Source organism: Streptomyces sp. NPDC027663, assembly GCF_055566415.1.
Genome location: NZ_JBVHSK010000004.1, coordinates 393,026 through 404,965, shown reverse-complemented (window position 1 = coordinate 404,965; position 11,940 = coordinate 393,026). Strand labels below are relative to the sequence as shown.

Genomic DNA, 11,940 nt, shown 5'->3' with positions numbered 1-11,940 from the left:
GTCATGCGCGCCAGCGCGGGTCGTAACCGCTGGTCAGCTTCTGCTTGTTGTGGCGCCACTTGGGCTCGTGGTTCACCATGTCGTTGGTCAGGCCGCGCAGCCGGCGGATGACGGCGCCGTAGGGCCTGATCACCATCGACGACAGCGTGCCGCCGGGGGGTTCGTCCATGAACGGCATGAAGGCGTCGGGGAAGCTCGGCATGGTGCAGCCGATGCAGATGCCGCCGACGTTCGGGCAGCCGCCGATGCCGGCCATCCAGCCGCGCTTGGGCACGTTGCAGTTGACGACCGGACCCCAGCAGCCCACCTTCACCTGGCACTTGGGGGAGTTGTAGTCCTTCGAGAAGTCGCCCTGCTCGTAGTAGGCGGCGCGGTCACAGCCCTCGTGCACGGTCTTGCCGAACAGCCACTGCGGACGCAGCATGTGGTCCAGCGGCGGCGGGGGAGCGGCACCGGCGGCGTGCTGCAGTGTCCAGACCAGGGTCTCCATGAAGTTCTCCGGCTGGATCGGACAGCCGGGCACGTTCACGACCGGCAGCCCCGACCGGGCCTTGAAGTCCCAGCCCAGGTAGTCCGCGAGGCCCATGCAGCCGGTCGGGTTGCCGGCCATGGCGTGGATGCCGCCGAACGTCGCACAGGTACCGGCGGCGACCACCGCCCAGGCCCTGGGCGCCAGCTGGTCGATCCAGTCGTTCAGCGTCTGCGGCTCACCGGTGTCCGGGTCGTTGCCGAACGACGTCCAGTAGCCGTCGCCCTCGATGATGTTCTGGTTCGGGATCGAGCCCTCGATGACGAGGATGAAGGGTTCCAGCTCGCCCCGGGCCGCGGCCCGGTACGGGGCCAGGAAGTCCTCGCCGCCCAGGCTGGGTGACAGCACCTTGTTGACGAGGTTCACCTTCGGCAGGCCCGGGATGAGGCCGAGCACGACGTCCTCGATGGAGGGCTGGCCGGCGGCGGTGAGCGAGACGGTGTCACCGTCACAGCTCATGCCCTCGGAGATCCAGAGGATGGTGATCTCGTCGAAGCCTTCGCGGGCCTCGGCCCTGCTGGGCTCGCCGCGTACCTCGGTGGTACCGCTCTGTGTGGTCATGTCTGCGGCCTCCGTTGCAGCCGGTCTCGGAGTCGGTCGTAGGCCGCGGCCGAAGGGGCCGCGAGGGTAGGGGCAGGGAGTTGTTCGGGGGCGTCCGCAGGGGGACGGGACGGCGTGTCGCCGTCGGTCCGGCCGAGCGGTGTCACCTCGTCGGGCCGGAAGTAGTGGAACCGGCCGTACCAGCCGTGCAGTTCGGCGGCCGGGTCGTCGTCCACCGTGACGGCCAGGTGGACACTGCCGTCCACGTCGTGGAAGACCGCGGCGACCTCCGCGGTGCGCCCGTCCAGGAACATGTCCTGGGCGTCGGCACCCCGGCCGCGCGGCCGGAGCCGCACCCGGCTGCCGCCGCCCACCGGCACGCCGTCCACCAGCACGGTGTCCGTCGCCGGGGACAGACCGTCGTCACCGCCCTCCTGCCACCAGGAGGGCCGCGCTTCGGCAGCGGTCCGAGCGGGGGTCAGGGAACGGATGGTGCCGTGCAGCCGGGCGAAGACCTCCTGGGGCATGGTCTCCACCCGGTCGAGGATCTGCGCGGCCCGTGAATCGGTGGCCCGCGCCTCGGCCTTCTCCTCGTCGGTCAGCAGCATCGTGCGCAGCGTGAGGATCTCGTCGATCTCCGCCGCGTCGTGCAGGTCGCCCGGGCTCTCCGGCGCCACCTGCGGATGGTCCGGCAGGATGATCGGCGCCGAGAGCAGCATGGTGCCGGTCGCCCCGTCCTCGGTGCCGGACTGCGGGGGTGCACCGCCGAGCACGGGGAACGTGAAGGCGTTGCGGCAGCCGCGGGCCTGCTCCGCGAGGGTGGCGGGCGGGTCGATCAGCGACACGAACTCCACCCCGTCCCCGGTGAGGAGGGTGTGCGTGGCGAGCAGCGCCTGGCCCAGCACCGCACCGCGTGCAGCCCGGGAGTCCGGGGCCTCGCCGGTGTTCTCGGTGCGCACCCGCAGCCGGTACAGCTCCGGCGTGAGCGGCTCGGCCACGACCGTCGTCCCGGCCCGCACCTCCCGGCGCCGGCGCACCGTCCGGCCCGCCCCCGCCGGCAACGGCTCGTACTCCGTCCCGGCGGGTGCCCCGACGGCGGTGGTCCGACCGCCTTGCAGCAGCTCCGCCAGCGGCAGCACCAGCTCGCTCTCGCGGGGCACCGCCTCCTCGAACGACAGATGGGCCGCACCGTCGCCGGTCCGCAGGGCCTCGACCGGGCGATGCCCCCCGTTGCCGTCGGCCGCCTCCACCTGCTTGTGCTGCATCTGCAGATACCGCACCCGCACCCGGACGACCGGGTCGGCGTCACGGACCCGCAGCAGGCACTCGGTCTGCTGGTACCACGAGTCCGCCGAGCCGGAGATCCCGGGCGCGACCGGCGCGTCCCGCTCCACCCAGTTGCGGGGCAGCAGCACCCCGAACTGCCAGCGGACCCGGTTCTTCGCCGAGGACCGGCGATAGGGATACAGCAGATAGCCCTCGTAGAGCACGGCGTCCGCCACGGCACTCAGCTGCGCACAGCCCTCGCCGACTCCGTTCGCCATGCTCTCTCCTCGCCGTCGATGCGTCCGCGGATCCTTTCCCCACGGTCACACCCGTCACGGCCACGCGCCCCTCCGGCGCACCGTTATTGCGCCGGACAGGGGATTGGCCCGCTGGTTCCGGGACGTTCGACAAGGTCACGGGTGACTCCGGTGCAGACGGCGGTGGCGGTGCAGGTGCACGGACGGCCCACGTCCGATCGACGGTCCGCCGTCCGGCGGGCGGTCGATCGGCCGGACGGCCCGTCCGGTCACCGCGGCTCCGGCCGCTCGGGCAGCCGCTCCAGTGCCACCAGCGCCGCGTCGTCGCCGAGGTCGCCGTGCACATGGCGCAGGAGGTCGCGGCGCAGACCGGTCACCAGCGCTCCAGGGGGCGGCCGGCGTGTGCCTCGACGTGGCCGGGCAGGTCGAGGAAGCGGCCCCGCCGGTCGCGGGCCTCGGTGAAGCCGTCCGTGTACAGCAGCAGGCGGTCTCCCGGGCCGAACGGCACGGTCAGATGAGGCCGTAGTGGTGTGGAGAGCCGTCGGGTGCGCAGGGGCGGGGCGGGGGCCGGTGCGGCCAGACAGGCCAGGGCCGACTCCAGGGGGCGGATCAGGCGGCCGCCCTCGGCAGCGGCGGCCGGGCGGTCGCAGGCGGTGGCCCCGAGGCGGGTCAGGGCCTGCCGCGCGGCGGGCAGCGCGGGGTGCGGCCGGCCACCCCGGCAGGAGTAGGCGCACAGGGCCGTCGTCCGCAGCAGCCGCGCACAGGGCTGGGCGAAGGCGGGGCCCGGGCCGGCCGCGTCGGCCGCCGCGGGCTGCGCGTCGAGGAGCCGGCCCGTGGCGGCCGGCTGCCGCGCCACGTCGGACAAGGTCCGCAGTACCCGGCGGTCGAACCCCTGTCGGGTCCGAGCCCGCGCCCGTACACTGCGGATCCGCAGACATGCAGGCGCTGTTGACCGGGGGGAGCCGTCATGTCCGGAGGTCCGTACGGTCCGGGTGAAGGGTTCGGCGGGCCGCCCGTCCCGCCCGTGCCACCGACTCCGCCGCCGATGCCGTCGGGCCCGCCGCCCGCGCCGCCGGACGCCTGGCGGGCCACGGCGGTCGCCCTGCTCAACCTGAGCGGCCTCGGACTCGGCTACGCGCTCCTGCGGCGCCCGCTCCCGATGGCCGCCTGCTGGGTGGCGACCGGCCTCCTGCTGCTCTTCGCGCTCCCCGCCGACGCCGACGGCGTCCCCGGCGCCGCGCTCGCCGGCTACGCCGTCCTCCTGCTGGCGGCGGCCGTCCACGGCGCGCTCACCGGCCTGCGCACCCCCTTGGCCCGGCCCGCCAGAAGCCCCCTCGCGCTGCTGCTGGGCGTGCTGCTGCTCGCCGTCCCGGCAGGCGGCGCCCTCTGGTACGAGGACGCCCACGCCGAAGCGGTCGAGCAGGCGCTCCTGGACCGCCTGGAGCGGGCGGACGACCTGGTGGCCACGAGCGGCCGACGGCCGTTCGACGCCGCCGAGGACGACTACCGGACGGCTCTGGAGGTCTACCGCGACATCGCCGGGCACCACGCGGGCTCCCGCGCCGCCGGCCGGGTCCCCGGCAGTCTGCGGACCTACTACACGACGGTCGGCTCGGCCTACGGCCACCGGGACTACTGCGATGCCGTGGAGCCACTGAGATTCCTGCGTACCGTGCCCCGCACGATGCCGCGGGACCAGCTCGGCCCGCTGGCCCGCTGGCCCGACGACCGGCTCGCGACCGCGCTGTACGAGTGCGGCGCACAGGACCTGGCGACCGGCGAGGCAGGCTGGGTGACCCGCTTCGGCGACCTGCTGGACACCTTCCCGCGGTCCGGTGCGGCGGCCAGGGTGGGGCCCGCTGTCGACGCGGCGGTGAAGAAGGCGGAGAAGGCCGTCGACGGCGACGAACCCTGCACGGCCGTCGAGCAGTTGCGCACCCTCGGCACCCGGATCGGCGACCTGTCCACGGCGGCCGGCGACCCCGACGACGGGCTGGCGCGGGCCGCGAGCCGGGCCGGCCGCAGCGGCGGCTCCGGAGCGTACGCGTGCGGTGTCGACCAGTACAAGGAGGGCGACTTCGACGCGGCGCAGAAGACCATGGAGCAGTTCGCCGCCGACCACAAGCACGACCGGAACCGGACCCGCGCCCAGAAGATCGCCATAGCCGCCGAGGTCGCCCGGACGCTCCCCGCGGCCGGCCGGAAACTGCCCACCACGGCCTCCGGCGGCAGCATCTCCGTCACCGTCAAGAACGACAGCCCGGACGACATCACCGTGCTGTACACCGGACCGGTCACGGGCAGCTTCACCCTCAAGGGCTGCGGCAACTGCAAGGCGTACTCGCTCACCGACACGCTGTTCACCGGCTTCAAGCCCTGCAACGACAGCGGCAGGCACTATCCGCAGCGCACGATCAGCCTGCCCGTCGGCACCACGTACTTCGTGCACAAGCCGGACGGCGACAGCACCGCCGCACCGGCATCGGACACCGCCGAGCTCAGGTCCGGCTACCTCTACACGGAGTGCGCGTACACGACCCGGCGGCTCGGGTCGGGGTACTGACCGGCGGCCGGAGCGGGCCGGCCGGTACCCCGTGCCGGTCAGCGCCGCCGGCCGGCCCGGCGCCGTACGGCCACGATCGCTGCGGCACCGGCCAGCACCGCACCGGCCGCGACGGCCGCGACGGGCAGGACCGCACCCGAGCCGGTGCTCGCCAGGTCGCCGCCCGAGGACCCCGAGGACGACGACGGGGCGGAACCGCCGGCCGCACCACTGCTCGCACCGGCCGTCGACGTCGAGCCGGACGTGCCGCTCGTCGACGAGCCGCCCGCCGCGGAACCGGAACCGCCGGTGTTCCCCGTGCCACCGGTGGAGGACGCCGAGCCGCCTCCGGCGGAGCCGGTGCCGCCCGCCGAACCGCCGCCGGTCACCTCGAGTTCGACGGCGGCGGTGTCGTTGTCCTTGTCGGAGTCGAAGGGGCGGGGCTGACCCCCGAGCGCCACGGAACCCTCGGCGCCCGGCACGGACTTGTCGATCCGGACCGTGAACTCGTAGCTCTCACCGCGGCCTTCGTCCACCCAGCGCTGACCGGTGCCGCAGTCGTAGCTGCCCGGCGCGGTCTTCTTGCAGGACCCGTCGGCCTTGGTCACCGACGTGCCGGCCGGCATCTTGATCAGTACGCGCGTCGCCGGTGTGTCGAGCTTCCGCAGCACCCAGGCGGGACCGGCGTTGGTGAACTTCACCTCCAGGCCGACGGTTTCACCCACGCGGCCCTGCAGCCGGGCGCCCGTCACCCGGAAGTCGGCCTTGTTGACGGTCGTGACCGTCGTGTCGGCCGCGTCCCAGCCGTCGTGCCGGGCGGAGCCGGGAGCGGCCGGTGTCTCGTCGGGCCGCTGGACCAGCTTCAGCGCGGGGCCCGTGCCCTGCACCGGCTCGGAGGCGCCGTCCGTCGGGGCGGGGTCGTTCTCGGCGACCGACACCCGCAGTTCGTCGTACAGCGCGTGATCGAGCGCCTCGAGCGTCACCGGATGCTCGGGGGCGTACACCACACCGGGCTCGATCCGCTGGTCGAACTCGCAGACCAGGTGCGAGGTGCTCGGCGCCTCGTCGAAGGAAACCACGTCGTAGCGGCGGCAGTTGGACGGCATGGCGGTGTGACTCAGGCCGCGCGTGACGGAGTACGACATCCAGACCTTGCCGAGGACCGAGTCGCCCGTGCGGGTGAAACCGGTCGGCACCCCGAACTCGCCACCCGGCTCGACCCCGTCGACCGGCGCGACGGTGCCCAGCACCAGACCGGCTGCGGACTCGTCGGACTCGTCGGCGGATGCGGGAGCGGCACCCAGCGCGATCAGGGCGACGGCGCCGACCGCACCGGCGGTCTGCCACAGTGCACGGGGGCCTGAGTTGGTGAACGGCATGGAATCCTCGGGATGTGTGACGGCTACGAACGGATGAACGGCACGCCGGCGTGCGTGCCGCTCGGGGAGACTCCTGCCGTGGCGGAAGGGTTGTACGAGAGGGCCACCCCGGTGTCTGCGGGGAGGCCCTCGCTGTCCGGCTGACGGCTGCCCTCAGCCACCCGCGTTGTCGACCCGCATCCGCACCTGCTCCTCCAGCCGCCGCAGGCTGCCGTCCAGGGCGTCGTACACCGCCTGCTCGCCCGGGTCGTGGCCGCCGGCGAAGAACGACAGGTGCACGGTCACCTCGCTGGCGCCGCTGCCGATCCCGGCGACCTGGAGCCAGCCGGTGTAGCTGCCCTGCTCCCGGGTGCCCCACTCCAGGCGCATCTGCTCGGGCCGGGACCGCAGCAGCGCGGGAGTGTCCGCGCCGGAGCGGTCCTCGTGCACGGTCACGGCGGGCGGGTCCTCGACGTCCACGTGCAGGGCGTCCGGGAGCCAGGCGTCGAGCTGGTCGGCATTGGCCGCCTGGTCGAAGACGTGCTCGGGCTGAGCGGGCATCGTGCGGGAACGTTCGTACTCGGTCATCGTGGTACCGCCCCTCCGGTCGGAAGTCGTACCCCGACCGCGTGCCCCTTCCGCGGCAGCCGAAAAGCACCGGTCGCGTGCCCTTCCGCGGCCCCGGGAATTCGGTCGTGTGTCCTTCCACCGCCCCCGGGAATCCGGTCGCGTGCCCCTTCCGCGGCTGTTCGAAAGCTCCGGCAGCGCCGAGTGCGCCGGGCCGGGGGGCCGCCCGGTGTGGGTCAGCCGCCGCGGAAGGCCGGGTATCGAGGCAGCGGGGGCGCCTGCCAGTCGTGGGCCGGTCCTTGCAGAAGCAGTTCCATGGTCCGGGCGAACGCCGGGAACTCCGTCAGTGTGCTCGCCACCTCCCAGCGGTGGCGCAGCAGTTGACGTACCGTCGCAACCGGGCGCCGGGTGCGGTGCAGCGGCCGGTCCTCGTCGGCGAGGGGCAGCAGGGGCACGGTCGAGTGGACCGTCCAGACCGCGATCGCCCGGTGCATCCCGGCCTGCCACACCGTGTCCTCGGCCAGCTCCGGGTAGACGGTCTCGACCTCCGTGCGATAGGTCTGCTCGACCTCCTGCGCCAGTGCGGCCGGCAGCCGGAAGACGCACCAGCAGGTGGAGAAGGGCATCCGGCAGTAGGCCGCCGTCAGGAAGACCGACTGGTAGTCCGCCGCCTCGAAGTCGATGAGGCGCAGCCCGTCCCCGGTGAGCAGGTTGTTGTCGGGGCAGGTGTCCCCGGGCGTGAACGCCGGGTACGGGTCACCGCCCACCGCGCCGGCCGAGGCCAGCTCGTCGGCCAGGCCCGGAGGGACGGCGATGCCTGAACGCTCCAGCAACGGGATCAGCTCGGCGGCTCTCCGCTCGATCCACGGGTCGTCCGCCCGGGACGGCACACCCTGGTCGAACCGGGCCGACAGCCGCGCGAACTCCTCCCGCCCGGTCACCGACCGGACGGCCAGGCGCCCGAGCCCCCGGGCCCAGGCCAGCAGTCCCTCCCTCGCGGCCTTCGGGTCGTCGCCGAGGAGCACGTCCGCCAGCGACGGCGCGTCTCCCAGATCCTCCATGACCAGCAGCGGAGTATCGGGGTCCACGCCCAGCAGTGCCGGGCCGGCCGTCCCGAGGGAGAGCCCGGCGGCCTCGGCGGTGAAGGACCGCAGCCCTTCGGGCTCCTTGCCGTACGCCTTCACGATCACGGTGCCGCCGGCCGCGGTACGGCAGCGCAGGACGGTGCTACGGCGGCTTCCCCCCAGGTCGACCGGGTCGGACAGCTCGGTTCCCAGCAGGCTGCCTGCAGTGCGCACGATCAGATCCATCCGGGCATCCTGCCACCGGCCGCCCGTCGTGGAGGCTCTTCGGGTTCCGCGCCGGGCACACGCTGTGCCGGGCCGCCGGTACGCAGTGCATTGCGGTGCTCACAGGCCCAGGGCGATGGCCATGCGGGTCAGCTCGGCCGTGTTGGTGATGTTGAACTTGGCGCGGATGCGGCGCAGGTAGGCGTCCACGGTGTGGGTGGAGAGTCCCATGTGCCGGGCCGTCTGGAGGTACGTGCGGCCCGCGGCGATGTGCCGGAGCGTCTCTCGCTCGCGCGGAGCCAGCGCGGCGGCGGGGGCTTCGGTGGGCGACGGGGCGAGAGTGGCGCTCATGGTGGTTCCTCCGGCGGAACGACTGGGGGAGTTGTCCGATTAGGGCGTTTTGCCCTTGTTCCTCCAGACTGGTCGCCGGATTTCATGGCGCTGTCCGCTGCCTGTCACAGGCGTGTCACAGGGGGCCGGGGAATGGTTTGAACCACACGGCGGTGGTGTGGACCACGTGTACGGTGTCTCGGCCCTGGCGCCGGCGACCGGGGCCGGCGGGCGCCTCACGCCACGGCTGCGCGGGCCGTCCGCTCGACCAGGGACACGCCGTCGCCCATGGAAGCGCTGCCGTTCGACAGCACCACGACCAGGCACCGGTGGCCCTTGACGGTGACCTCGCCGACGCTGTTGACGTCCCACAGGCCCGTGGTGTTGCGCTGCAGCCAGCCGTTCTTCAGCACCCGCTGGGCGCCCTTGGCGCCGGCCGCGGTGACGCCCCAGGTCTGCTCGGGTGCGACATGACTCATGAGGCCGCGGATGTAGGCGCGGGACTGCGCGTTCAGCGCGGCCGAGCCCGCGCCGCGCGTGTCGAACACGGCCCGCAGCAGCCGTATCTGGTCGCCGGCAGTCGTCTGCGTCAGGCCCCACTTGGCGCCGGGGCCGCCCGTCGTCGAGGTCAGGCCCAGACGTTTGTTGGCCTTCGCCAGCCCGGAGGCCCGGCCGATCTCCCGCCACAGAGCATTGGCGGCCGCGTTGTCGCTGCGCCGGATCATCGGTTCGGCGCGTTTCCGCTCCTCCGCCGTGAGCTGCCGTCCCGCGTCCTGCGCCTGGAGCAGCAGCGCCGCGAGGATGTCGACCTTGACGATGCTGGCGGTGTCGTACGCCCTGTCCTCGCCGTGGATCACGGGCGTCCGGCCGGTGCCGTCCAGGTCCAGCACGGCCGCCGTGGCGTGCGGGGCCTCGGTGGCGGGGGCGGCCCCCGCGGGCGTCGGATGCAGCAGGCCGGCGGAGAGGAGGGCTGCCGCCGAGGCCAGGACGGTGCCGGCCTTGGCGCGCGCGGTGGGGAAGAGGTGGGACGGCATGAGTCACGAACGTAGACAAAATGTGCGCTCGGCGACGTGGCGGCCGTCACTCGGACGCCCGTCATGCCCGGATTGTGAGAAGAGCCACCGACGGGGCGGATCGGGTTGCCCCGGTCGCGTGCGCGGCGGCGTGTACGCGTGGCGGGGGAGCGCTCCTCGCTTATCGTCGGCCAGACACTGACATCCGGAGTGATGATGGAAAAAACGGATGAAATGGTTGGTGTGGCGGAGGGTGTGGCGGTCGTACCCGCCGGACCGCCCGTGCGCCCCATGCGGCCGTGGCCGCTCGGCGCCGCCCTCGCACTCGCCGCCGGAGCCCTGGCCGTGCTCCTCCTCGCGGGCACACCGTGGCTGAACGAGCCGGCCGTCCAGGCCTGGCGCACGGTGAGCCTGGCGATCACCGTCCAGGCACTCCCCTTCCTGCTCCTCGGCACCGCCCTGTCCGGCGCCATCAACGCGTTCGTACCCGCAGACCTCTTCACCAGGGTGCTGCCGAAGCGGCCCGCCCTCGCCGTACCCGTCGCGGGGGTCGCCGGAGCGGTCCTGCCGGGCTGCGAATGCGCCTCCGTCCCCGTCGCGAGCAGCCTGATCCGCCGGGGGGTCCCGCCGTCCGCCGCCTTCGCCTTCCTGCTCTCCGCTCCGGCGGTCAACCCCGTCGTGCTCACCGCCACCGCGGTCGCCTTCCCGGGCAACCCCGCGATGGTCGCCGCCAGGCTGCTCGCCTCCCTCGTCACGGCGGCCGTGATGGGCTGGCTGTGGCTCTGGCTGGGCAAGGACGCATGGCTGCGGCCCCTCCTGCGCCACCGGAACACCGGCCACCGGCACGGCCACAGCCGCTGGACCGAGTTCCGGCTCGGCTTCCAGCACGACTTCCTGCACGCCGGCGGATTCCTCGTCCTCGGCGCCATGGCAGCCGCCACCTTCAACGTCACCGTGCCGCGCTCCGTCCTGGACGCCTTCTCCGGCTCGCCCTGGCTGTCGGTGCTCTTCCTGGCCGGCCTCGCCGTGCTGCTCGCCGTCTGTTCCGAGGCGGACGCCTTCGTCGCAGCCTCCCTCACCGGTTTCTCGCCGACCGCCCGGCTCGCCTTCCTGGTGGTCGGTCCGATGGTCGACCTCAAGCTGATCGCCCTGCAGGCGGGGACCTTCGGCCGGGCCTTCGCCTGGCGGTTCTCCACGGCGACCACCGTCGTGGCGGTCGCCGCGAGCGTCCTGATCGGAGGCGCCCTGCTGTGAAACGCCCCGTCCAGACCCTGCTCCTGGCACTGACCGGGGCAGGTCTGCTGCACGCGACCCTGTTCACCGACACCTACCTGCGCTACGTCAGGGCCGGACTGCGCCCGCTGCTGATCGCCTCCGGAGCGGTCCTGCTGCTGCTCGCCCTCGCGGGAGCGGCCACCTGGGGCAGGCGGCACCCCGCACCCCACGACGACCACCGGACACCACCCGGCCACGACCAGCGGCACGGCCACGAACCCGGCCACGGCCACGATCACGATCACGACCGGCCTGGCCACGGTCACGATCACGGGCTCGGCCAGGGTCAGGATCACGACCGCGGGCCTGGCCACGGTCACGGCCACGACCACACCGGCACCCCGCGCATCGCCTGGCTGCTGTTCCTCCCGGCGGTCAGCCTGGTCTTCTACGCCCCGCCCGCACTCGGCGCGTACACCGCGGCCCGCGCCAACAGCAGGCCGGTCACCGTGCAGAAAGGGTTCGCCCCGCTTCCGGCCACCTCACCCGTGCCGCTGACCCTCACGGACTTCACCAAGCGCGTCCAGCAGGACCGCAGCCGCGCCGTCCAGAGCCGTACCGTCCGGCTGACGGGCTTCGTCACCCCGGCAGGCGAGGACGACGAGGGCTGGTACCTGACCCGCATCATCTTCTCGTGCTGTGCGGCCGACTCGCAGACGGTCAAGGTACGCATGTACGGCACCGAGGCGCCCCCTGCCGACACCTGGCTGGAAGTGACCGGGATCTGGCACGCGCGGGGCACCCTCGGCACGGCGACCGCGGAGGCGGCACTCGACGTCGAGGAGGCCCGGCCCGTCGCCCAGCCGGTGAACGCCTTCACCGACGATCTGCCGCTGCGGCCGTCCTGACCGGGGACGAAGGAGGCGTCCGCGGGGGTTTCGCACGAGGTCCCCGTACGTCTCCGTGACGCAGAAGACGCCGTGCTCCGGGTTGAGGTGCAGGATGGTGTCGTGACGCTCGGCGGCCGGGTCCGC

General features: G+C 73.3%; 11 protein-coding genes. 3 read left to right on the top strand and 8 right to left on the bottom strand.

The genetic code is table 11. The features are described 5' to 3' along the window. Position 1 precedes the first annotated feature (1 nt). The 3 genes from ACZ4SF_RS14775 to ACZ4SF_RS14765 all read right to left on the bottom strand — a co-directional run bounded on the left by ACZ4SF_RS14775 (position 2) and on the right by ACZ4SF_RS14765 (position 3,448). Positions 2-1,090, bottom strand: a complete 1,089-nt coding sequence (locus tag ACZ4SF_RS14775) for an NADH-quinone oxidoreductase subunit B family protein (protein WP_468383344.1) — start codon at positions 1,088-1,090, stop codon at positions 2-4. Then, positions 1,087-2,613 (bottom strand): hypothetical protein, encoded by a 1,527-nt coding sequence (locus tag ACZ4SF_RS14770; RefSeq protein ID WP_468383341.1) that lies wholly within the window; start codon positions 2,611-2,613, stop codon positions 1,087-1,089. Before ACZ4SF_RS14770 ends, ACZ4SF_RS14775 begins: the two co-directional genes overlap by 4 nt. A gap of 352 nt (positions 2,614-2,965) precedes the next feature. Next, a complete protein-coding gene (locus ACZ4SF_RS14765; protein ID WP_468383338.1) occupies positions 2,966-3,448 on the bottom strand; it encodes a SpoIIE family protein phosphatase in 483 nt (160 codons plus the stop codon). Positions 3,449-3,559: 111 nt separating this feature from the next. Here ACZ4SF_RS14765 and ACZ4SF_RS14760 point away from each other — a divergent pair, with 111 nt between their 5' ends. Continuing rightward, positions 3,560-5,155 carry a hypothetical protein gene (locus ACZ4SF_RS14760; protein WP_468383335.1) on the top strand — a complete coding sequence of 532 codons (1,596 nt, stop codon included), beginning with the start codon at positions 3,560-3,562 and terminating at the stop codon, positions 5,153-5,155. 38 nt (positions 5,156-5,193) lie between these two features. Here the strand turns inward: ACZ4SF_RS14760 and ACZ4SF_RS14755 are convergent, their stop codons facing one another. From ACZ4SF_RS14755 to ACZ4SF_RS14735, 5 genes are all read right to left on the bottom strand, one after another. Beyond that, positions 5,194-6,513 (bottom strand): hypothetical protein, encoded by a 1,320-nt coding sequence (locus ACZ4SF_RS14755; protein WP_468383332.1) that lies wholly within the window; start codon positions 6,511-6,513, stop codon positions 5,194-5,196. A 153-nt stretch (positions 6,514-6,666) separates the two neighbouring features. Further along, the gene (locus ACZ4SF_RS14750) at positions 6,667-7,080 is read right to left on the bottom strand and encodes an SRPBCC family protein (protein WP_468383329.1); all 414 of its coding nucleotides are present in this window, start codon (positions 7,078-7,080) and stop codon (positions 6,667-6,669) included. 215 nt (positions 7,081-7,295) lie between these two features. Continuing rightward, positions 7,296-8,369: a hypothetical protein gene (locus ACZ4SF_RS14745; RefSeq protein ID WP_468383326.1), complete on the bottom strand. Its 1,074-nt coding sequence runs from the start codon at positions 8,367-8,369 to the stop codon at positions 7,296-7,298. A gap of 99 nt (positions 8,370-8,468) precedes the next feature. After that, entirely contained in the window at positions 8,469-8,699 is a 231-nt protein-coding gene (locus ACZ4SF_RS14740) for a response regulator transcription factor (RefSeq protein ID WP_468383323.1), read from the bottom strand. Positions 8,700-8,914: 215 nt separating this feature from the next. Then, positions 8,915-9,712, bottom strand: a complete 798-nt coding sequence (locus tag ACZ4SF_RS14735) for a serine hydrolase (RefSeq protein ID WP_468383320.1) — start codon at positions 9,710-9,712, stop codon at positions 8,915-8,917. Between the two features lie 213 nt (positions 9,713-9,925). Here ACZ4SF_RS14735 and ACZ4SF_RS14730 point away from each other — a divergent pair, with 213 nt between their 5' ends. Continuing rightward, positions 9,926-10,945 carry a permease gene (locus ACZ4SF_RS14730; RefSeq protein WP_468383317.1) on the top strand — a complete coding sequence of 340 codons (1,020 nt, stop codon included), beginning with the start codon at positions 9,926-9,928 and terminating at the stop codon, positions 10,943-10,945. Next, positions 10,942-11,814 carry a TIGR03943 family putative permease subunit gene (locus ACZ4SF_RS14725; RefSeq protein WP_468383314.1) on the top strand — a complete coding sequence of 291 codons (873 nt, stop codon included), beginning with the start codon at positions 10,942-10,944 and terminating at the stop codon, positions 11,812-11,814. Before ACZ4SF_RS14730 ends, ACZ4SF_RS14725 begins: the two co-directional genes overlap by 4 nt. Positions 11,815-11,940: the final 126 nt, after the last annotated feature.